21 protein-coding genes and 1 pseudogene are annotated in these 20,227 nt (G+C 64.1%); 17 read left to right on the forward strand and 5 right to left on the reverse strand.

Features of this window, described 5'->3' with window-relative positions:
* Window positions 1-12: 12 nt before the first annotated feature.
* Both BTHE68_RS27940 and BTHE68_RS27945 read right to left on the reverse strand, forming a co-directional pair.
* A complete protein-coding gene (locus BTHE68_RS27940; RefSeq protein ID WP_162069544.1) occupies window positions 13-885 on the reverse strand; it encodes an NAD(P)-dependent oxidoreductase in 873 nt (290 codons plus the stop codon).
* A gap of 40 nt (window positions 886-925) precedes the next feature.
* Window positions 926-2,254 carry an MFS transporter gene (locus tag BTHE68_RS27945; RefSeq protein WP_162069545.1) on the reverse strand — a complete coding sequence of 443 codons (1,329 nt, stop codon included), beginning with the start codon at window positions 2,252-2,254 and terminating at the stop codon, window positions 926-928.
* A gap of 230 nt (window positions 2,255-2,484) precedes the next feature.
* On the opposite strand from BTHE68_RS27945, the gene BTHE68_RS27950 reads away from it, so the two are divergent.
* From BTHE68_RS27950 to BTHE68_RS27985, 8 genes are all read left to right on the forward strand, one after another.
* Entirely contained in the window at window positions 2,485-3,405 is a 921-nt protein-coding gene (locus BTHE68_RS27950) for a LysR family transcriptional regulator (protein WP_061178007.1), read from the forward strand.
* 123 nt (window positions 3,406-3,528) lie between these two features.
* Window positions 3,529-4,632: a tartrate dehydrogenase gene (locus tag BTHE68_RS27955; protein WP_162069546.1), complete on the forward strand. Its 1,104-nt coding sequence runs from the start codon at window positions 3,529-3,531 to the stop codon at window positions 4,630-4,632.
* A gap of 2 nt (window positions 4,633-4,634) precedes the next feature.
* A complete protein-coding gene (locus BTHE68_RS27960) occupies window positions 4,635-6,083 on the forward strand; it encodes an aldehyde dehydrogenase family protein (protein ID WP_162069547.1) in 1,449 nt (482 codons plus the stop codon).
* Window positions 6,083-6,916 (forward strand): Rossmann-like and DUF2520 domain-containing protein, encoded by an 834-nt coding sequence (locus BTHE68_RS27965; protein WP_162069548.1) that lies wholly within the window; start codon window positions 6,083-6,085, stop codon window positions 6,914-6,916. Before BTHE68_RS27960 ends, BTHE68_RS27965 begins: the two co-directional genes overlap by 1 nt.
* A complete protein-coding gene (locus BTHE68_RS27970) occupies window positions 6,913-8,088 on the forward strand; it encodes an alpha-hydroxy acid oxidase (RefSeq protein WP_162069549.1) in 1,176 nt (391 codons plus the stop codon). The genes BTHE68_RS27965 and BTHE68_RS27970 overlap by 4 nt, the downstream gene beginning before the upstream one ends.
* Window positions 8,089-8,200: 112 nt before the next feature.
* Window positions 8,201-9,256 carry a Rieske 2Fe-2S domain-containing protein gene (locus BTHE68_RS27975; protein WP_162069550.1) on the forward strand — a complete coding sequence of 352 codons (1,056 nt, stop codon included), beginning with the start codon at window positions 8,201-8,203 and terminating at the stop codon, window positions 9,254-9,256.
* A 22-nt stretch (window positions 9,257-9,278) separates the two neighbouring features.
* On the forward strand, window positions 9,279-9,449 hold the full coding sequence (locus BTHE68_RS27980; protein WP_162069551.1) for a rubredoxin: 171 nt from the start codon (window positions 9,279-9,281) through the stop codon (window positions 9,447-9,449).
* Window positions 9,446-10,615 (forward strand): NAD(P)/FAD-dependent oxidoreductase, encoded by a 1,170-nt coding sequence (locus BTHE68_RS27985; protein WP_162069552.1) that lies wholly within the window; start codon window positions 9,446-9,448, stop codon window positions 10,613-10,615. Before BTHE68_RS27980 ends, BTHE68_RS27985 begins: the two co-directional genes overlap by 4 nt.
* 141 nt (window positions 10,616-10,756) lie before the next feature.
* Here BTHE68_RS27985 and BTHE68_RS27990 read toward each other — a convergent pair whose 3' ends face one another.
* Together BTHE68_RS27990 and BTHE68_RS27995 are read right to left on the reverse strand one after the other, a co-directional pair.
* Window positions 10,757-11,686, reverse strand: coding sequence for a LysR family transcriptional regulator (locus tag BTHE68_RS27990; RefSeq protein ID WP_162069553.1), 930 nt, complete (start codon window positions 11,684-11,686; stop codon window positions 10,757-10,759).
* Between the two features lie 188 nt (window positions 11,687-11,874).
* Window positions 11,875-12,732 carry an oxidoreductase gene (locus tag BTHE68_RS27995; RefSeq protein WP_162069554.1) on the reverse strand — a complete coding sequence of 286 codons (858 nt, stop codon included), beginning with the start codon at window positions 12,730-12,732 and terminating at the stop codon, window positions 11,875-11,877.
* Between the two features lie 120 nt (window positions 12,733-12,852).
* Here BTHE68_RS27995 and BTHE68_RS28000 point away from each other — a divergent pair.
* A pseudogene (locus tag BTHE68_RS28000) lies at window positions 12,853-13,788 on the forward strand (LysR family transcriptional regulator).
* 90 nt (window positions 13,789-13,878) lie between these two features.
* Complete coding sequence (locus BTHE68_RS28005) at window positions 13,879-14,244, forward strand: BON domain-containing protein (RefSeq protein WP_162069555.1); 366 nt, start codon at window positions 13,879-13,881, stop codon at window positions 14,242-14,244.
* A 65-nt stretch (window positions 14,245-14,309) separates the two neighbouring features.
* Here the strand turns inward: BTHE68_RS28005 and BTHE68_RS28010 are convergent, their stop codons facing one another.
* Window positions 14,310-14,630 carry an NUDIX hydrolase gene (locus BTHE68_RS28010; RefSeq protein ID WP_232078157.1) on the reverse strand — a complete coding sequence of 107 codons (321 nt, stop codon included), beginning with the start codon at window positions 14,628-14,630 and terminating at the stop codon, window positions 14,310-14,312.
* Between BTHE68_RS28010 and BTHE68_RS37020 the strand changes: the two genes are divergently transcribed.
* The 7 genes from BTHE68_RS37020 (at window position 14,562) to BTHE68_RS28040 (ending at window position 20,218) form a co-directional block, all read left to right on the forward strand.
* A complete protein-coding gene (locus BTHE68_RS37020) occupies window positions 14,562-14,735 on the forward strand; it encodes a hypothetical protein (RefSeq protein ID WP_232078162.1) in 174 nt (57 codons plus the stop codon). The two genes, BTHE68_RS28010 and BTHE68_RS37020, sit on opposite strands and share 69 nt — an antisense overlap.
* Window positions 14,736-14,896: 161 nt before the next feature.
* Window positions 14,897-15,652: a DUF2278 family protein gene (locus BTHE68_RS28015; protein ID WP_174258127.1), complete on the forward strand. Its 756-nt coding sequence runs from the start codon at window positions 14,897-14,899 to the stop codon at window positions 15,650-15,652.
* Window positions 15,653-15,784: 132 nt separating this feature from the next.
* Window positions 15,785-17,023 carry a multidrug effflux MFS transporter gene (locus tag BTHE68_RS28020; RefSeq protein WP_162069557.1) on the forward strand — a complete coding sequence of 413 codons (1,239 nt, stop codon included), beginning with the start codon at window positions 15,785-15,787 and terminating at the stop codon, window positions 17,021-17,023.
* A 106-nt stretch (window positions 17,024-17,129) separates the two neighbouring features.
* The gene (locus BTHE68_RS28025) at window positions 17,130-17,339 is read left to right on the forward strand and encodes a hypothetical protein (protein WP_162069558.1); all 210 of its coding nucleotides are present in this window, start codon (window positions 17,130-17,132) and stop codon (window positions 17,337-17,339) included.
* 185 nt (window positions 17,340-17,524) lie between these two features.
* Window positions 17,525-18,442 carry an ABC transporter permease gene (locus tag BTHE68_RS28030; RefSeq protein ID WP_162069559.1) on the forward strand — a complete coding sequence of 306 codons (918 nt, stop codon included), beginning with the start codon at window positions 17,525-17,527 and terminating at the stop codon, window positions 18,440-18,442.
* On the forward strand, window positions 18,429-19,193 hold the full coding sequence (locus BTHE68_RS28035; RefSeq protein ID WP_162069560.1) for an ABC transporter ATP-binding protein: 765 nt from the start codon (window positions 18,429-18,431) through the stop codon (window positions 19,191-19,193). Before BTHE68_RS28030 ends, BTHE68_RS28035 begins: the two co-directional genes overlap by 14 nt.
* A gap of 26 nt (window positions 19,194-19,219) precedes the next feature.
* Window positions 19,220-20,218 carry an ABC transporter substrate-binding protein gene (locus tag BTHE68_RS28040; protein WP_162069561.1) on the forward strand — a complete coding sequence of 333 codons (999 nt, stop codon included), beginning with the start codon at window positions 19,220-19,222 and terminating at the stop codon, window positions 20,216-20,218.
* The last annotated feature ends 9 nt before the right edge of the window (window positions 20,219-20,227 follow it).

Genomic DNA, 20,227 nt, shown 5'->3' on the forward strand with positions numbered 1-20,227 from the left:
CGCCATGGCGCTTCAAGACCCCAGCAACTGCGCCAACTCCAGCAACGTCCGATGCGCCCCCCCTCGCTCGACCGCATCCGCATACGTCCCTCGCACGGCGCTAGCGATCGCATCGACCGCATCCGTATCACCGGCCATCGTCACGTAATAGCCGAGATCCTTCAGCGCGTTCGACATATGAAACGGCATGCCCGACGGATCGCCGTCCACGAGCGCCGGCCGCAGCCGCTCCAGCGCCGCGCCGCCGCCACCGCCTTTCGCGAGCACGTCGACGAAAGTCTGCGCATCGACGCCCGCGCGCTTCGCGCACGCGGCCGCCTCGGAGATCAGCGCGATCGTCCCGAGCGACACGAAGTTGTGCAGCAGCTTCATGCTGTGTCCCGCGCCGAGGCCGCCGACGAGCGTCACGTTTTCCGCATACGTGCGCAACAACGGCTCGATGCGCGCAAACAATTCGGCTGAAGCGCCGACCAGCAGATTCAGCCGCCCTTCATGCGCCTCCTTCGCGGTACGCGTCATCGGCGCATCGACGAAAAGGCCGCCCGCTTCCTCGACGAGCGCCGCCATGCGCGCAGTCGATGCGGGCACGGCCGTCGAGCAGTCGATCACGATCGTTCCAGGCTGCAGCCCCGCGAGCACGCCATCGGGCGCGGTCAATACCGCTTCGACTTCCGGCGAACCCGTCACGCACAGAATGACGATGTCCGATTCACGCGCAAGCGCCTCGCCATTCGCGACGGTCTTCACGCCGCCCGCGCGCAGTTCGTCGAGCGGCTGATTGCCGGGATGCTCGACCACCGTCAGCGGATAACCATGCTTCATCACATTGCGTGCGATGCCGTGCCCCATCAGGCCGATACCGATCATGCCGATTCGCTGCTTCATGCTGTGTCTCTTCGTGTCGTCGTATTGGTTCAAGAAAGGCTCAGCGGTTCACGAGCCGCTTCGGCAGCAACATCGTCAGAACGATGCCGAGCGCGAGGCAGCCGACCATCGAGAAGATCGGCAGCGTCATGCCGCCCGACGCCTGCTTCAGAAAGCCGACCACGTATGGGCCGAAGAAGCCGCCGAGATTGCCGAACGCGCTGATCCATGCGATGCCGACCGCCGCCGCGGCCTGGCCGAGCACGGCCGTCGGCATGCTCCAGAAGAGCGGCGGAAACGACAGCAATCCCGCATTGGCGATGCACAGCGCGATCATGCCGAGCCACAGATTGTCATGCCAGAGCACGGACAGCGACAAGCCGACCGCGCCCATCAGCAACAGCGCCGCGACGTGCAAGCGCCGCTCGCCGCGCCGGTCCGCGCTGCGGCCGAACATCACCATCACGATGACCGCGACCGCGTTGGGCAGCGCCGCGAGCGCGCCGATTGCGAAGTCGCCGGAGATGCCCATCGACTTGATCATCGTCGGGGCCCAGAAGGTGTAGCCGTAGATGCCGAACACATCGAGAAAATAGATCAGGCAGAACGCCCACACGAGCGCGCTCGAAAAGAGGCCCTTGTGATTCGATTCGGCCGTCACCGCGCGATCCTCGGCGAGCACGCGGGACAGGAACGCGCGATCTGCTTCGCTGTAGCGCGGGCTTTTCGTGACGTCGTCGTCGAGTCCTCTCCAGGTGTAGACCGCCGCGAGAAACGCGGGCAACGCCTCGACGATGAAGATCCACTTCCAGCCGGGCAACTGCATGAGGCCGTCGAAGTACTGCATGATGAAGCCGGTCAACGGCGAGCCGATCAGACCCGCGAGCGCGAGCGCCGCATAGAACATGCTGAGGATGCGCGCGCGCCGGTTGCGCGGAAACGACTGGCCGATATAAAAGACGATCGCCGGAATGAAACCCGCCTCCGCGACGCCGAGCAGGCAGCGCATCACGTAGAACTGCATCGGCGTGGAGACGAAGGCCGTCAGGCCGGAGACGATGCCCCACGACAGAATGATGCGCGTGATCCATCTGCGCGCGCCGACGCGTTGCAGGATCATGTTGCTCGGCACTTCGAAAACCACATAGCCGAGAAAGAAGATGCCCGCGCCGAAGCCGAATACGGCATCGGAAAAGCCGAGTTGCTGCGCCATCTGCAGCTTTGCGAAGCTCACGTTCACGCGGTCGATATACGACGTGATGTACGCGAACATCAGAATCGGCAGGATCTGCAACGCCAGGCGGCGGAAGATCCGGTCCTCCGTCGCGGCGTCGTGTGACGGGGCGGGCGATGCCGCGCCTTGGGGCATGCTGGTCGCATCGATTTCCACGTCTGTCTCCGTATATGTTTTTTTGCGTACCGACTCGCGCAGGACGCGGCGGGACAGAGGAAATGTAGCGGCTGCTGAGCGCGAGAGATATGCGAAATCGCTGAAGCGGGCTTTCGAATAGTTCGAACACGCGCGTCGCGACGTCAGGGTTTTCCAGTATCCCGCCGCGACGCGCCGATCGCGCCCGGATGCCATACTGCGCGGCATGATCTTTTACGGAGCGTCCGGTTTTGTTCGATCTCACGTCGCTGGCTCTTTTTCTGCGCGCAGTCGAAATGGGCAGTCTGTCCAAGGCGGCGCAGCAATCGCATATGTCGCTGTCGACGGCGAGCCGGCGCATCGCGCTGCTCGAACATCACTTCCGCGTCGGCTTGCTGAACCGCACGTCGGCGGGCGTCGAGCCCACGCCAGCGGGCGAGGCGCTCGCGCGTCATGCCACCGAACTGCTGCTCAAGACCGATGCGATCTACAGCGAACTCTCCGATTACACGAAAGGCTCGGTTGGCCGCGTACGCATCTTCGCCAATATCTCCGCGATCAGTCAGGACTTGCCCGATCATCTGCGCGCGTTCTCGCAGCGCTATCAGGACATCAAGCTGCATATCAGCGAATTGCGCAGCATGGACATTCTTCAGGCTTTGCGCGAGGGGCGCGCGGATGTCGGCGTGGTGACTTCGCAGGTCGGCATGGAGGGCATTCGTCTCGCGCCGTATTGCGCGGATCGCATCAGCGTCGTCGTGCCGGAGGATCACGTGTTGCAGGGCGAGCAGATCGAGTTCGCGGCGCTGCTCGAACACGATATCGTCGGGCTCGACGATAAAGCCGAGGTCACCCGCATGCTCGTGAAGGAAGCCGCGCTCGCGGGCCGCACCATCCGCTTTCGCGTGCAGGTGCAAAGCTTCGAGGCGATGTGCAGGCTGATCGCGGCCGGGCAGGGCATCGGCGTGTTGCCCGAAGGCGCGGTGCGGCTTTTTCGCGAGCCGATGCATCTGCGCTTCATCCGCCTGACCAATCCGTGGGCCGAGCGCGTGATGTCGGTCGGGATTCGCGCCGGCGCGGCGCCCTTGCCCGCGCGCAAGCTGTTCGATTTTCTGAGCGCCTTCGCGCCCGCATCGCTCGTCGCGCCGGGCGGCGAACGCTCCGCCGGCTGAACCCCTTGCGGATATTCGAAGCCTCCTGTTCCCGGATTCGCACTTCCGCCGCGCCAACGCGTCGGCTAGATTTCCCTCCTGTATGACGGGCAGTCCACGTCGAATAACAGGAGACACAGCGCAATGGCAACAACGCATCACATCGCCGTCATTCCGGGCGACGGCATCGGCAAGGAAGTCATGGTCGAAGGTTTGCGCGTGCTGAAGGCCGCCGCCGCGCGCTACGACATCGCGCTCGATTTCGACGAATTCGCATCATGGTGCACCGAGCACTACGTGCGGCACGGCACGATGATGCCCGCCGACTGGGACAGGCAGATCGGCAAGCACGATGCGATCTTCTTCGGCGCGGTCGGCACGCCCGACGTCGTGCCGGACCACACGGCCGTGTGGGAATCGATCATCAGGATTCGCCGCGACTTCGATCAGTACGTGAACCTGCGCCCGGTGCGCCTGATGCCCGGCGTGCCGTCGCCACTCGCGCGCCGCAAGCCCGGTGACATCGACTTTCTGGTCGTGCGCGAGAACACCGAAGGCGAATATTCGTCGGTCGGCGGACGCATGTTCGAAGGCACCGAGCGCGAGTTCGCGACGCAGCAGTCGGTGTTCACGCGCACGGGCGTCGACCGCATTCTCGACTTCGCGTTCCAGCTCGCGCAGAGCCGCCCGAGGAAGCAACTGACCGCCGCGACCAAATCGAACGGCATCTCGATCACCATGCCGTACTGGGACGAACGGCTCGCGGAAGCCGCAAAGCGTTATCCGGACATCGAGACGCGCAAGTTTCACATCGACATTCTGTGCGCGCATTTCGTGCAGCATCCGGACCGTTTCGATGTCGTGGTCGCGTCCAATCTCTTCGGCGACATTCTTTCGGACCTCGGTCCCGCATGCACCGGCACCATCGGCATCGCGCCTTCGGCGAACCTGAATCCGGAGCGGCGCTTTCCGTCGCTCTTCGAGCCGGTGCACGGCTCGGCGCCGGATATCGCGGGCAAGGGCATCGCCAATCCGATCGGGCAGATCTGGTCGGCGGCGCTGATGCTGCAGCATCTCGGCCGTGGCGAGGCACGCTACGAAGCGGCGGCGAAGACCATCGTCGCAGCCATCGAAAGCGTGCTCGAAAACGGCCCGCGCACGCCGGACATGGGCGGCACGGCGAACACCATCGAAGTCGGCACGGCGATCGCCGCGGCCGTCACGGAACACGCACTGATCACGGAGTAAGCATGGAATATCGTCACTTCATCGGCAACGCATGGCGCGCGGGCGATAACGGCGAATCGCTCGATGTCATCGACCCGAGCACGGGCGAGCCGTTCGCGGCGATCGCGCGCGGCAATGCCGCTGATATCGATGTCGCGGTGAGCGCCGCGCGCAACGCGATGGGCGAAGCGCTCGACGGCCCGTGGGCGAAGCTCTCGCCGGTCGAGCGCGCAAACCTGCTGTTCGCGTATGCCGCCGCGGTGCTGGAGAACGCCGACGAACTCGCGCAACTCGAAGCGCGCGACACCGGCAAGGCGCTCAAGACCGCGCGCACCGATGCCGCCGTGCTCGCGCGCTATCTACAGTACTACGCGGGCTGCGTCGACAAGCTGCATGGCGAAACGCTGCCCTATACGACCGGCTTCACCGTGCTGACGGTGCGCGAGCCGATCGGCGTGACGGGGCACATCATTCCGTGGAATTACCCGATGCAGATTTACGGGCGCAGCGTCGGCGCATCGCTCGCAGCGGGCAATGCCTGCGTCGTGAAGCCCGCCGAGGACGCGAGCCTGTCGATCCTGCGCCTCGCGGAAATCGCCGCCGATATCGGCTTTCCGGCGGGCGCGATCAACGTCGTCACGGGTCTGGGCAGCGAGGCGGGCGCGGCGTTGTCGGCGAACGAGGGCATCGGCCATATCTCGTTCACTGGCTCGACCGCGACGGGCGCGCTGGTCGGACGCACGGCGGCGGAACGCCATTGCCCGAGCGTGCTCGAACTCGGCGGCAAGTCGCCGCAACTCGTATTCGACGATGCCGATCTCGACGAAGCCTTGCCCGTCATTCTCAACGCCATCATTCAGAACGCCGGACAAACATGTTCGGCGGGCAGCCGTCTGCTGGTTCAGCGCGGCATCTACGAAACCGTGATCGAACGTCTGACGCAACGTTTCGAAGCGCTGCGCTCCGGTCCGCCCGCGATGGACCTCGATACGGGACCGCTCGTCAACGCGAAGCAGCAGGCGCGCGTGCGCAGCATGGTCGAGCAGGCGGAAGGCGAAGGCATTCGCGTGGCGGCGCGCGGGAAGATCGCGGTGGAAGCGTCGCGCAACGGCTTCTTCCACGAAGCGGTCCTGTTCCGCGACGTGCCGCCGCAAAGCCGCATCGCGCAGGAAGAAGTGTTCGGGCCGGTGCTCGCGGTGATGCCTTTCGATGACGAAGCCGAAGCGGTGAAGCTCGCCAACGGCACGAATTACGGCCTCGTCGCGGGCGTGTGGACGCGCGATGGTTCGCGCGGCCTGCGTCTCGCGCGCAAGCTGCAGGCGGGTCAGGTCTTCGTGAACAACTACGGCGCGGGCGGCGGCGTCGAGTTGCCGTTCGGCGGCGTGAAGGCGAGCGGGCATGGACGCGAGAAGGGCTTCGAAGCGCTGTATGGCTTCACGAGCCTGAAGACCATCGCGATCAGGCACGGCTGATGGCGACGCTCAACATCATCGGCGCGGGGCGCGTCGGTGCGACGCTCGGCAATCTGATCGTCGCGAATCGCGTGCTCGCTATCGGCGATGTATGCGACAGCGATATCGCCCATGCGCGTGATGCGGTCGATTTCATCGGCGCGGGCCGCGCGCTCGACGATATCGCGGCGATGCAACCCGCCGATATCTGGCTGCTGTCCGTGCCCGACATGCGTATCGCGGACGTGGCGCAGACGCTCGCGCGGCATCGCAAGGACGACGCGCCATCGATTGCCGTGCATTGCAGCGGCGCGCTCGATACCGATACGCTCGCGCCCTTGCGCGCGATCGGCTGGAGCGTCGCGAGCGCGCATCCGATGCTGAGCTTCGCCAATCCCGGCACGGCCGTGTTCCAGTTCGAAGGCACGCCGGTCGGACTCGAAGGCGACCGCGCCGCGCGTGCCGCGTGGAGCGAGATTCTCGCGGCCATCGGCGCGCGCTGCTTCGATATCGAACCGGGCAGCAAGGCGCTGTATCACGCGGCGGCGGTCGTCGCGTCGAACTTTCTGCCGATACTCGCGGCGATGTCCGTCGAGATGTGGCAGGCCGCGGGCATTCCGCAACCGCTCATCGAAGACATGATGCATACGTTGTCGCGCAACGCGGCAGCGAACATTGTCGCGCTCGGGCCAAAGGATGCGTTGACCGGCCCCGCCGCGCGTGGCGACCGCGCGGTGGTCGAAGCACAGTCGCAGGCGATCGGCGAATGGGACACGGTATCGCGCGAAGCCTATGACGCGCTCTCGACGCTCGCCACGCGGCTCGCACGCACCGGCAAAGTACGCGACGCATGACGCTCTCGCTCGATCGCGCGCTGTCGATCGCCGATCTGCGCGAGCTTGCGCGTCGCGCGTTGCCGCGCTTCGTGTTCGAGTTCATCGACGGCGGCGCGGAAGACGAGATCACGCTCGCGGCGAATCGCGCGGCGTTCGAGCGCGTCGCGCTGGTGCCGCGCGTGCTCAACGATGTCTCCGCGCCCGATCTTTCGACCTCAATATTAGGCATACGAAGCAATGCGCCATTGCTGATCGCGCCGATGGGTTCGTGCACGCTTGCGCATCCCGGCGCGGATCTGTCGATCGCGAAGGCCGCCGCCGCGCGCGGTATTCCCTACGTGCAATCGACGATGTCCACGACCGCGCTCGAAACGATCGCGCGCAACGTCGATGGCCGTTTGTGGTTCCAGCTCTACACGCTGAAGGACCGCGACTTCATGCGCAAGCTGATCGAGCGCGTGCGCGGCGCGGACTTCGAGGCGCTCGTCGTCACGGTCGATCTGGCTGTCGGCGGCAAGCGCGAGCGCGATCTGCGCAACGGCATCGCGATTCCGTTGAAGCTGCGAGCGTCGCATGTCGCCGACGCGCTGTGTCATCCCCGCTGGACGATGCACTACGCGCGCAACGGCTCGCCGCAATTCGAGAACGTGCGCGACCTCGATCCCGGCGAAGGCGCGGGACTCACGATCGCGCATAAAGTCGGCACGATGCTCGACGCCGCGTTTTCCTTTGACGATCTCGCACGCCTGCGCGATCAATGGGGCAAGCGCATCGTCGTCAAAGGCGTGCAGCATCCCGCCGATGCGGCGCGGCTCGCATCGCTCGGCATCGACGCGCTCTGGATTTCGAATCACGGCGGGCGTCAGCTCGACGGCGCACAGTCGAGTCTCGAATCACTGCATGCGGTGCGTCGCGCGCTCGGTTCCGGCGTGGAGCTGATCATCGATTCGGGCGTGCGGCGCGGCGTGGATATCGTCAAGGCGGTGGCGCTCGGGGCGCAGGCCGCGGCGATCGGGCGGCCGGCGCTGTTCGGCGCGGCCGTGGGCGGCGACGAAGGCGCGCTGCGCGCCGTCGATATCCTGCTCGACGAAGCGAAACGCGCGATGGTGCTGTGCGGCACGCCGACCGTCGATGCGATTCGCGCCGGCGACGTGATCGCGTCGTCGCGTCCCATTGCCTTCGAAACATAGACTCAATGTCGCCCGAGGGATTGGGCGACACGCCGCACGCCGATATCGTTGTCTTCACGCGGTCGCATCGGGCAAGACCGCTTCAAGATCCAGCAGACTGGAGACAACCGACATGGCGACCCCCACAGTCGCGCCGCTCACGTTTCAGCGCGCACCCAACCTTCCTCGCAACTGCACGTTCGATCAGCACGATTGGGAAATCCTGAGCCAGTACTGGCATCCCGTCGCGTTCGCATCGGATATCGCGGACAAGCCGTTCAGAACGCAACTGCTCGATGAATCGCTCGTAGTGTTCCGCTCGCACGGCGCGCTCGTGGCCGCACGCGACGTGTGCCCGCATCGCGGCGCGCCCTTGAGTCAGGGCTGGGTCGAGAACGGCAACCTCGTGTGCCCGTATCACGGCCTTTCGTACGGCGCCGACGGCAAGTGCAATCACATCCCGTCGCAGGAAGGCGGGCCGATTCCCGATCGCCTGTGCCTGACGACCTACGCCGCACAGGAAGCCTACGGTCTCGTCTGGGTTTCGCTCGGCGGCGGCGCGCAACCGCTGCCGGACTTTCCCGCGTGGAATACCGAAGGCTTCCAGCAGATCCTGCCGCCTTCCATCGACATCAAGGCATCGGCGGGACGTCAGACCGAAGGCTTCATCGATGTCGCGCACTTCGCTTGGATTCATCACCACAGCTTCGCGGACCGGGGCAATCCCGTCGTGCCGAGCTATACGGTCGAGCGGAGCGGCAACGGCATGCGCGCGGAGTACGTCAGCACGGTGAGCAACTTCCCGAAGTCGATGCAGCATCGCGCGCCCGACGGCTTTCTGTGGCGGCGTGTGTTCGAAGTCGATGTGCCGTTCTTCGCGCGTCTCACCGTGCAGTTTCCCGAAGGCGGACGTCTCGCGATCCTCAACGCGGCAAGCCCGGTTTCCGCGCGCCTCACGCGCCTGTTCGTGCCGATCGCGCGCAACTTCGACAAGGATCTGCCGCTTGACGATGTCTACGCGTTCAACCGGCAGGTGTTCGAAGAAGACCGCGCGATCGTCGAGCTGCAATGTCCCGAAGACTTGCCGATCGATCGTGCCGCCGAAGCGCCGATCCTCGCCGATCGCTCGTCGGGTGCGTATCGCCGCGCGCTCGCCGAGATCGGGCTCGGCCAGCATTACGTCCGCTGAAACGCATACGGAGCACATCATCATGAAGATCTGGGAATGCGTGATTTGCGGTTTTCGTTACGACGAGTCGCAAGGCTTGCCCGAAGCGGGCATCGTGGCGGGCACGCGCTGGGAAGACGTGCCCGATGACTGGCTGTGCCCCGATTGCGGCACCGGCAAGCAGGATTTCGACATGCAGGCGGTGACGGCATGAGCACTGATATCGAAGATCGCGTGGTTATCGTCGGCACGGGCATGGCCGGTTATACGGTCGCGCGCGAATTGCGCAAGCTCGACAGGAACGTGCCCATCGTGCTCATCAGCGAGGATGCCGGCGATTTCTATTCGAAGCCGACGCTGTCCAACGCGCTCGCGATGAAGAAAACGCCGCACGAACTCGTCACGTTCGACGCCGGCGCGATGCGCGCGCAGCTGAACGCGGGCATCATCGCGCATCGGAAAGTTGAGCGCATTGCGGTGGATGCGCATGAGGTGATCATCAACGGCGCGCCGCTTCGTTACGCGAAGCTCGTGCTCGCGCTGGGCGCGGACGCGCGCCGCATTCCGCTTGTCGGCGATGGCGCGGCCGACGTGCTTTCGGTGAACAGTCTCGACGATTACGTGCGATTCCGGGCGCGCATCGAGGGCGCGAAATCGATCGCGTTGCTCGGCGCGGGATTGATCGGATGCGAGTTCGCCAACGATCTCGCGCTCGCGGGTTACGACGTGACGCTGATCGATCCCGCCGCCACGCCGCTATCGCGATTGCTTCCCGAGCTGGCGGGCGATGCATTCGCGCGCGCGTTCGATCGTCATGGCATTCGCTTGCGGCTGGGGCAATCGGTCGCGACTGTCGACAAGCGCGCATCGGGGTATGACGTCACGCTCGACAATGGCGAAGTAATCGGCGCGGATGTGGTGCTGTCGGCGATCGGTCTTGCGCCGCGCACGGCATTGGCGGCTCAGGCGGGACTCGATATCGACATCGGCATTCGCACCGACGCGTGGTGCCGCACCAGCGCGCCCGATATCTACGCATTGGGCGATTGCGCCGCGATCGAAGGCAAGGTGCAGCCGTATGTCCTGCCGATCATGCATGCGGCGCGCGCCCTCGCTCGCACGCTCGCCGGCGAGCCGACGCGCGTCGATTTTCCCGTCATGCCGGTCACGGTGAAATCGCCCGCGGCGCCGACGGTCGTCGTGCCGCCGAACGAGACCGGCACATGGCGTTTCGCTCCGGCAAGCGACGATCCGCTCGACGGCCTCGCCGCGCTGTGCGAACACGCCGACGACAAGCGCGCGCTCGGCTTTGCTTTGCTCGGCGCGGCGACGCAAGGCAAGGCCGCGCTCATCAAGGCGATGACGGCGGGGTCCTTCTGAACCGGTCAAACAACGATAACGACGCAGCTTGCATCTGACCGACCAGCGTCGCGTTCGACGGTGACGCCATGAGAGCCTGTCGCGTTGCATCATCGAATGAACGCATTGACGCCGCGCTTCGCACGCGGCGTCTTTTTGTTTTCATGCGATGTCGCTTACGAGCGTGCGCGAAACGGTCGTCACGAGCTTGCGCAGCCAGCGCGTCGCGGCGCTGCGATGCGTTCTCTCGTGCCACAGCTGATAGTAGGTCAGCGCGTTGGTCGCACCGGGAATCGGCTCGATGCGCAACGGCAGAATGCGCGCATAGTGCGACGCGAGCGCGCGCGTCGTCGTGAAGAGCAGATCGGAACGCACGAGCACATACGGCGCCATGCCGAAATAGGGTAGCGTGGTCGTCACGGTGCGCGTGAGGCCGTTGCGCGCGAGTTCCGTGTCGATGGTGCCCCACGCGGTCGTGTTATAGGTCGTGACCGAAAGATGCTCGGCGTTTTCGTACGCATCGCGCGTGAGCTCGCCGGTGCCGACGGGATGATCCGCGCGCATCAGGCACACGAGTTCGTCCTTGCACAGCGGCTGCAGATGCAAGTGCTCCGGCGGCGTTCGCCAGTTGCCGATGACGAGATCGAGCAGGCCCGTTTCGAGGCCGTTCTCATAGCCGCCGTCGACCATCATCAGATGCTTGAATTCGAGCTTCGCGAGCGGCGCGGCCTGATGAAACGCATCGATGACGGCGGGCACGAAGAACACGTCGAGATAATCCGGCGAGCCGATGCGAAACGTGCGCGTGCTCGTGACGGGATCGAACGTGGTGTTCGGATGCAGGATCGCGTCGATGTTGCTGAGCGCCTGCGCGGCGGGCTCGATCAGCGTGAGCGCGTGACTCGTCGGCACCATGCGGCTGCCGCTGCGCACCAGCAAAGGGTCGCCGGTGATTTCACGCAAGCGGCGCAGTGCGATGCTCACCGTGGGCTGCGATTGTCCGAGCAGACTGGCTGCGCGCGACACGCTCGACTCGGTAAGGAGCGTATGCAGCACACGAATCATGTGCGAGTCGATGCTTTCCCTGGACATCGTGCGGCTTGACCTCTGGCGTGGGGGGCATCTTGTGTTCGTCGTGGCCCTGTGCCGTCGCAATATACGGACGGATATTGCGATGGTCAACGCAGGGCCACTACCGATGCTGTCGCTGAAGCCTTATGCCGCCTGATTCATGCACGCGCGATTATGGTGAACATGGTCGCGCCGTTATGTGCAAGCGATCAGACCGCGAAGTCCGTCGAAGCGGACAACTCGCGCCAGCTTTCCGTTTCCGCCGCGACATACGCGTTCTTTTCCGCGATCGCCTTCAGCGTGTCGGTGCCGAGCGCGAGGCGCAGCGGCGGCGTTTGTGCATCGGCGAGCGTGAGGAGCGCGGTCGCGAGCTTCGCGGGATCGCCCGGCTGATTGTGATTCATGCCGACGGCGAAGCGCCGCACGCTGCCCGAGGTCGCATCGTAATCGTCGATGATGTCCTTGCCGACGAGAAGCGACGACGCATCCAGAAAGTCCGTGCGGAAGTAGCCCGGCTCGACGACGGTCGCATGAATGCCGAGCGGCTCCAGTTCCGCATGCATCGCCTCGGTGATGCCTTCGACCGCGAACTTCGTCGAGCAATAGACGCCGAAGCCCGCTGCCGAGCGATAGCCGCCGATCGACGACATGTTCACGACGTGGCCGCTCTTCTGCTTGCGCATGACGGGCAGCACGGCGCGCGTCACGTTGAGCAGGCCGAAGACGTTGGTGTCGAACATGCGGCGCACGTCGGCGTCGCTCGATTCCTCGACGGCCGCGAGCAGCCCGAAGCCCGCGTTGTTGACCAGCACGTCGATGCGGCCGAACTTCGCGATGGCGGCATCCACGGCGGCCTTCGCTTGCGCTTCGTTCGTGACGTCGAGCGCGACCGGCAGCAGCGCGGGCGATTCGCCCAGACGCTCGACGATCGCCGCGACGTTGCGACCTGCGGCGACAACTGCGTTGCCGTCGTCCAGCGCCGCCTGGGCGATCAATGCGCCCAGACCGCGCGATGCGCCCGTGATGAACCAGACGCGCTTGTATTGCTGTTGAGTGGCGTTGCTCATGATGTGCTCCGTTTGTGTTGGTGGTGAAGGTGAAACGAAGCATAGGCTGTCCGATTCGCACGAACTAGCCGTCAAACGCTAGACTGATAATCAACTTAAATTTGCGAATCGAGGCGCTCCATGAACGAGGTCCGTGCGATTTCGATCTTCGTGCGCGCCGCCACGCTCGGCAATCTGCGGCGTGCGGCCATTGATCAGGGGATTTCGCCGCAGGCCGCGAGTCACGCGGTGATGCAGCTCGAAAAGGAGCTTGGCGTGCGGCTCTTTCATCGCACGACGCGCAAGCTCTCCCTGACCGAAGAAGGGCAACGGCTCCTGCAGAATGTCGAGCCGGCGCTCGCGATGCTCACCTCGGCGATCGCGGATGCGCGCAGCGCGAAAGAGCACATCGCCGGTCCGCTGCGCATCAGCGCGCCGAAAGCGCTCGGTCGTGCGCTTTGGCCATCGGTGCTCGAGTTCGCCGCGCTCTAACCCGACGTCGCGCTCGACGTGCGTTTCGACGACCATTTCACCGATCTCGTCGAGGAACGCGCCGATGTCGGATTGCGTGGCGGCTCGCCGCCCGCCGGCGGCGCGATTGCGCGGCGGCTCGCGCCGATACAACTGATCGTGTGTGCGTCGCCCGCGTATATCGAACGGCATGGCGCGCCGCGTACCGTCGAGGCGCTCTCGTCGCACCGCTGCACCGGATATCGCCGCGCGAACACGGGCAAGCAGGCGCCGTGGGAATTCATGATCGGCGATGAGATCGTCTATCGCGAGATCGCCGCGACGCTCTGCGCCAACGATATCGATGCGGAAGCCGATGCCGTGCTAGCCGGTCTCGCGATCGGTCAGCTCGGGAGTTTTTCGGCGGTCGGGCATATCCGCGCGGGGCGGCTCGTGCCTTTGCTCACGCGGCATCTGACCCAGCGCGAATCGATCTACATCTACTATCGCCATCGGACCGAGCAGCCGCTGCGCGTGCGAACGTTCATTGATTTCATGATCGGGAAGCTCGCGGATAACGGCGACCTGTTTCTGTCGCCTGCGGAATTGCGCGCGTTCGCAAGATGAACGGCACAATCCCTGCGCTATGACGCAGCGCCGACTAGAATGCTTCGGGGCGCCATGTCCCGGCCGACATTCACCAAACTGGAGCAAGCGATGAAGACGATCAATATGCTCAAACTCGCAGCCGTCGCGTTGACGGTTTTCTCATCCGTCGCCGCATGGTCGCAAACCAGCGATGCGGCTGCGACTTCGTCCGCCACGCCATCGGCGAGTGCGGGCAGCTCGAAATCGGCGCTTCGAAAGGCCAACCGTGCGCTTAGCAAGAAGGTGTCTCAGGCGCTTCAGAAGGGCGGCATCGATACCGTGGGCATCAACGTGATCGCGAAGAACGGCGCCGTCACGCTCGCGGGTCATGCCGCGGACGGCACGCAGATCGACAAGGCCGCTTCGATCGCGAAGGGCGTGAGTGGCGTCACGTCCGTGAAGAACGTACTGACGATTCAGGAAGGCGGTCAGTAACGCACACGCGGCGCGCGCCGCGATGGATGGTGTGCGCGCCGTCAGGACTTATCGTGAACAAAAGCTCAACGCTTGCCGTTGAGCGCTTTCACGATCGTCCTGGTGGGCGCACTGGTGGCGATCCGCTGAATGTCCGCGACGTGAACCCATCGGCATCGAAGGATCTCATTGCTTGCGCGCGGCTTGGCGCTCTTGGGCACGTCGCAGAAAAAGACGTGATGATGCTTCTGTCTTCCGCGATGCTGGAACAGAAATTTCGCCGATTTGCCCAGAAGGCGCGTCTCTTCCTTGAGTTCACGTAGCGCGGCGTCCGGCAAATGCTCGCCTCGCTTGAGCATGCCGCCGGGCAGCGCCCATTTGGCGCGGCGTCGTGCAACCAGCAGAATCCGGTTGCCTCGTCGGCAGATGACCGTGGCTCGCTTCCTCAAACTGGCTCCGAATATCTGGATCTTTTCATGAATGCGCAGGACGCGTCCTGCGAGCGCGTCTAAGTGTACTCAACACTTGCCGGATTGTGGAGCGCTCGATGACGGCGGCATTTCCCGGATTGCGCATTCGGCGATACGTGTTCCGCGTGTTCATGCGTGGCCATCGACAGGAAAAGTGTCACACTGGCCGCATCAAATGATTGCTCACTTCACGGAGCAGCATCATGGCGCGCAACGAATACGTTCTCTTCAAGGGCAAGCTCAGCCTCGGCGTTCCTTTTCTCGACGGCTATAAAGGCGATCCGCATTATGTGATCGTCAGCGAGGACGCGAACGGCAAGCCGTTCGCCATTGTCACCAATGTGAAATCGGACAGCTCGCTGGCGGGGCCAGCGGGCTATCTCGTGCTGTATCTCTGGGACCAGTACTTCGATCATCCGATGACCGCCGATCTCGGCAAACTGCCTGTGGGCGTTTCCATGTCGAACTTCCCGAAGCTCGACTACGTGCACGACAAACGCCTGCTCGATCTGAACGCGATGCGCCCGATCGCGCTCGACACGAAGACCGAGCGCAACGATATCAATGCGTTGCTCAACGAGATGTTGCAGCTCGATATGTCGGCGGACGGCATCGATTACGTCTACAAGACGCCCGGCTATAGCGACAACCGGCTCGGATGGAAGCCTGCGAAGGACGTCACCGTCTACGGCTTCGGCTTCCTGTTCGAACCGGACAAGAACGGATTGCACGAAACGCACATGAATCAGGGCAACCCGAAACCGGGCAAGGGCGCCCATGTGAAAGACCACTCGAACGAGAACGGCGTGTTTCAGGACGGCGCGGTGATGGTCGAAGTGGACGGCAAGTTTCAAGCGCTTTTCGTCGCGTTCCAGACGCAGCTCGTGCCGACCGACAATCGCGGCCGGCCGATTCCGGGGCAGTCGCACCCCATTCTCAGCTCGCCGGCGCAACGCTGATGTCATGAACCGTGTGACGCTTCCGTGACGTGGACTTCATGCCGATCCGCGCGATGACAGGCACAATACGATGAATCCGCCATCCGTGCGGGCCCGGCGGAGACCGTCGGGACCCGTCCATTCATCGTCGTCATGACCCACACCGATCCCTCGAAGAATTCTCCGCGTTTCCTTTTGTTTCTGGTTTGCCTGTTCGCTTCGGCCGGACAACTCGCCATCGACATCTACGTGCCAGCGCTGCCCGCGATGGCGCGTTACTTCGCCACCTCGCCCCAGGCGATCCAGTCGAGCGTGTCCAGCTATATGGCCGCCTATGCGATCGGCCAGCTGGTGTTCGGCCCCATCGCCGATGCATACGGACGCAAGAAGGTGCTGGCTTTCGGGCTGGTCATCTTCACGCTCGGCTGCCTGCTGTCGCTCGCGGCGACCAGTCTTGAAACCTTCCTGCTCGCGCGTTGCCTGCAAGGCTTCGGCATTGCCGCGACGAATCTGCTCGCGAAGACCATCATCACCGATTCGTTCAAGGGCCAGGCGCTGCTGCACGCATTCACGTACATGGCGATCGCGTGGGGACTCGCGCCGATCGTCGCGCCCGTGATCGGCGCGCATCTTCAGACGTGGTTCGGCTGGAAAGCGTGTCTGGTGTTCCTGCTGATCTACTCGATCGTGATGTGGACGCTCGTGTGGCGCTATCGCGAGACCTTGCCGAAGCCCGTGCATCTCGAACTGCGCACGCTGATGACGAACGCGGGCAAGATATTGTCGAACCGCGTGTTCCAGAGTTGCTTTCTCGCGCAGGGTTTGTGCTACAGCATTCTGCTCGTGTTCAACATCGTCGGCCCCTTCATGGTGCAGAACACGCTGCACAAGCCGCCGACCTATTTCGGCTATCTCGCGCTTGCCATCGGCATGATGTACTTTCTCGGCGGCCTGTCCAACCGCATCTATCACGTGCGTCTGCCGAGTGCGGAGCAACGGCTGCGTATCGGTGCGCGCGTGATGGCGGGGGCATCGGTCGTCATGCTGCTGCTTTCGCTTACGGTCGGCCTGACCATCTGGACGCTTGCCGCGCCCGTGCTCGTGATGGGCTTCTGCGCCGGCGCGATGTACCCGACGCTGATGGCGAAGGGTAATTCGCTCTTCCCGCATATCGCGGGCCTCACGGCGGCGATCCTGGGCTGCGCGCTGTTACTGGTGTCGTCGGTGATGATGGCGCTGGCGGGCTTCGTTTCGGTGCAGATCCTGGCGCCGCTCGCGCTTTTCTTCGTGATTCTCGCGTTCACGGTCGTCGCGATGGTCACGCTGCTGCTGCGGCATCTGGAACAGTCGCAGGCCACGCGCCCGATACGCGGCAGTACCGACGCGGCCTGATGCTTCACGGCGGTGCGCGCGCTGCAATGCATTGCAGAAAAGCTTGTTTGCCCACGCCTTTTTGACGGACTAGATTGGACCTGTCCACGCATCGAGGAGGCGAGCCATGCCGCACTTCCTGACTCATTACTGGCAGGCGTTATCAGCCCCGGCGGGGCGCGTGCGTAAGCACTTCACTCATGACACAGCAGTGCCGGACGAATCCACGCGCGCGGAACAGCTCGAACATATTTCCGTCTACGCACGCGCGGGCTATTTCAACATGGGCTACACCGTCGACGCATTCCAGTTGCCCGGAGAATCGCCGCTGCACTGAAGCGGGTCAGCGCGACCAGGGCGCCTGATGCGGTGCGCCCCACGCACGGGTCGCGCCTTTTTAGAATATCAGGAATCCAAATCACGCGCGGCGCGCATAGCATCTCGCAAAGCCTTGGTTTGATGCGAGGACAGGCAACCGTAACATCGGACGTTCCACTCCTTTCCGATTTACGTCGAATGCCCATGAACGTCCCTCGCTTTCCGTCGGCCACGCTTGGAATCGACCCCGGCGCGGCGCAAGATCGCACCACCAGCACCGTCGCCCGCGCCAGCGATCCGCGCGCGCTCATCGATCTGCCAACGCGCGCCGTGCTCCGCCGCACGGCGTTCCAATGGTCCGTGCTGCGCTCGCGCGGGTTGCGTGTTGGCGTGCCGCTCGTTCTCGTTGTGCTATGGCAACTCGCGTCGTCGCTGCAACTCGTCGCGCCTGAAACCTTGCCGCCGCCGACGGTGATCGTCGCCGCGCTCAAGGAACTGATCGCCGATGGCGAGTTGCAAAGCGCGATCGGCGTGTCGCTGATGCGGGCGGCGACGGGCCTCGCGATCGGCGGCGGCATCGGCTTGTTCGCTGGCCTGTTCGCGGGACTGTGGCGCGTGGGCGAGGAGATCGTCGATGCGCCGTTGCAGATGCTGCGCACGATTCCATTCATCGCACTGATCCCGCTTTTCATCACGTGGTTCGGCATCGGCGAGGGCGCGAAGGTCGCGGTGATTCTCGCCGCCACGATCTTCCCGATGTACCTCAACACGTATGCGGGCGTGCGCGGTGTCGATCCGAAGCTGCTCGAAGCGGCGAGCGTGTTCGGCCTGTCGAGCCGGCAGATCGCGCTGCGCATCATTCTGCCGACGGCGCTGCCTTCGATACTCGTGGGCGTGCGCTATTCATCGGCGGTGGCGCTGCTCGCGCTCGTCGTCGCGGAGCAGATCAACGCGCAGAACGGCATCGGCTACATCCTCGTGAACGCCAACCAGAACCAGCGCGCGGACATCATCATCGCGGGCATTCTGGTTTATGCGGCGCTCGGCATCGTGACCGATCTCATCATGCGCGCGCTCGAACATCTCGCTCTTCCGTGGAGGCCGCGTTTTGAACTCGCCTGATATCGCATCGACCCGGTTCGTGCGCGACGAACGCGAGACCGCGCTCGAACTCGACAGCGTGAGCCGCGTATTCGACGGCCGCGCCGTGCTGAAGGATGTCTCGCTCAAGGTGAAGCGCGGCGAGTTCGTGTCGATGCTCGGCGCCTCGGGTGCCGGCAAGACGACGCTGCTGCGCATTCTCGCCGGACTCGATCAGGCCGACAGCGGGCGCGTGCGCGTGGCGGGCGCGCGCTCCGTCGTGTTTCAGGAGCCGCGTCTCGTGCCCGCGAAACGTGTGTGGGAGAACGTCGTGATCGGTCACGACCGGCTCAACGCGGCGAAGCCTTCCGCGCTCGCCGCGCTCGATGAAGTAGGCCTCACGCGTCATGCCGATGGCTGGCCGAAGACGCTCTCGGGCGGCGAGGCGCAGCGCGTCGCGCTGGCGCGCGCGCTCGTGCGCGAGCCGAAGCTGTTACTGCTCGATGAGCCTTTCGCCGCGCTCGATGCGCTCACGCGCATCCGCATGTATGAGCTCGTCGCGCGTTTGTGGCGCGCGCATACGCCAGCCGTCGTGCTGGTCACGCATGACATCGATGAGGCGATTCTGCTGTCGGACCGCATCGTCGTGTTGTCGCAAGGGGAGATCAGCGCGGATGTCGTCGTCGATTTTCCGCGACCGCGCTCGCGCAGCGACGAAGCGGCCATCGCGCTCAGAACGCGGTTGCTCGCCGAACTCGGTGTGACACAGGATTCGCCGCAGAAGGCGGCATAACTCTTTCATTCACTCATCACACTCTCATGCGTATCAGGAAACGTTTTACCGCTCTATTCGTTGCGAGTCTGTTCGCCGTGTCGGCCTCGGCCTTTGCCGATGAACCGCTCATCTTGACCATCGGCACGCAGGATGCCGCGTGGCCGCTCATCGTCGAAGCGTCGCATGTGCTCGACGGCGCGCCGTACAAGGTGAAATGGGCCGTGCTCACGGGGCCCGCCGCGCAACTGTCCGCGCTCTATTCGAAAGTGCTCGACGTCGGTCTGATGGGCGATACGTCGCTCATCATCGAGCAGGGCAATGCGCGCGCGCCGTGGACGCCCGAGACCGCGCCCTTGCAGATCATCGCGGGATGGCGCAATCCGGACAGCGGTTATCCGCCGATCGTCACGGTCGTGCGCAAGGATGCGGATGTCAGGAATCTCGCCGATCTGCGCGGCAAGACGTGGGGCTATAACTTCGGCGGCTTCAATTATCTGCAATACGTGCTGTCGTATAACAAGGCCGATCTTAAGCCGAAGGACTTTCAGGGTGTGAAGTTCGGCGATGGCAACGTGTCGGCGTCGGCGTTCAATGCGGGGCAGGTTGCGGTGTATTCGGGCGGCTATGGGCCGGTGAAGGAAACGGTCGACAAGGGCGATGCGCGCGTCGTCATCAAGAGCGATGAGCTGGATATTCCGGCGTTGTCCGTGTTCACGGCGCGCACGGAAGTGCTGCGCGATCCGGCGAAGAGCCGCGCGCTCGGCGACTTCCTCGGGCGCCTGAAGAACTCGTGGACGTGGTGGGCGCAGAATGTGCCGGCTGTCGAGAAGATCTATCTGGAGAAGATGAAGCAGAGCCCGGCGCGCGCGAAGTTCTCGGCGGAGAATGGACGCTCGGTGTTTTATCCGCTCGACAAGGCGCTCGTCGCGCGAGAGCAGCGCATTGCCGATACGCTTTATCGGTCGGGAGATATCAAGAACAAGATCACGGTCGATATCGAGTTCAACCCGGTGTTCGATGCGCAGGCGGTGGCGGCGCGGTGATCCACATCG

Origin of the sequence: Burkholderia sp. THE68, from assembly GCF_009938265.1 — a bacterium.
Classification (GTDB): domain Bacteria; phylum Pseudomonadota; class Gammaproteobacteria; order Burkholderiales; family Burkholderiaceae; genus Caballeronia.

Coding starts and splice junctions, on each gene's coding strand:
- BTHE68_RS37020 (WP_232078162.1), top strand. CDS start 14,562: ATGCTCGCCTCGCTTGAGCATGCCGCCGGGCAGCGCCCATTTGGCGCG.
- BTHE68_RS28025 (WP_162069558.1), top strand. CDS start 17,130: ATGCCGCACTTCCTGACTCATTACTGGCAGGCGTTATCAGCCCCGGCG.
- BTHE68_RS27990 (WP_162069553.1), bottom strand. CDS start 11,686: ATGTCCAGGGAAAGCATCGACTCGCACATGATTCGTGTGCTGCATACG.
- BTHE68_RS28030 (WP_162069559.1), top strand. CDS start 17,525: ATGAACGTCCCTCGCTTTCCGTCGGCCACGCTTGGAATCGACCCCGGC.
- BTHE68_RS27960 (WP_162069547.1), top strand. CDS start 4,635: ATGGAATATCGTCACTTCATCGGCAACGCATGGCGCGCGGGCGATAAC.
- BTHE68_RS27995 (WP_162069554.1), bottom strand. CDS start 12,732: ATGAGCAACGCCACTCAACAGCAATACAAGCGCGTCTGGTTCATCACG.
- BTHE68_RS27985 (WP_162069552.1), top strand. CDS start 9,446: ATGAGCACTGATATCGAAGATCGCGTGGTTATCGTCGGCACGGGCATG.
- BTHE68_RS27955 (WP_162069546.1), top strand. CDS start 3,529: ATGGCAACAACGCATCACATCGCCGTCATTCCGGGCGACGGCATCGGC.
- BTHE68_RS27975 (WP_162069550.1), top strand. CDS start 8,201: ATGGCGACCCCCACAGTCGCGCCGCTCACGTTTCAGCGCGCACCCAAC.
- BTHE68_RS27940 (WP_162069544.1), bottom strand. CDS start 885: ATGAAGCAGCGAATCGGCATGATCGGTATCGGCCTGATGGGGCACGGC.
- BTHE68_RS27965 (WP_162069548.1), top strand. CDS start 6,083: ATGGCGACGCTCAACATCATCGGCGCGGGGCGCGTCGGTGCGACGCTC.
- BTHE68_RS28005 (WP_162069555.1), top strand. CDS start 13,879: ATGAAGACGATCAATATGCTCAAACTCGCAGCCGTCGCGTTGACGGTT.
- BTHE68_RS27970 (WP_162069549.1), top strand. CDS start 6,913: ATGACGCTCTCGCTCGATCGCGCGCTGTCGATCGCCGATCTGCGCGAG.
- BTHE68_RS28020 (WP_162069557.1), top strand. CDS start 15,785: ATGACCCACACCGATCCCTCGAAGAATTCTCCGCGTTTCCTTTTGTTT.
- BTHE68_RS27980 (WP_162069551.1), top strand. CDS start 9,279: ATGAAGATCTGGGAATGCGTGATTTGCGGTTTTCGTTACGACGAGTCG.
- BTHE68_RS28015 (WP_174258127.1), top strand. CDS start 14,897: ATGGCGCGCAACGAATACGTTCTCTTCAAGGGCAAGCTCAGCCTCGGC.
- BTHE68_RS28040 (WP_162069561.1), top strand. CDS start 19,220: ATGCGTATCAGGAAACGTTTTACCGCTCTATTCGTTGCGAGTCTGTTC.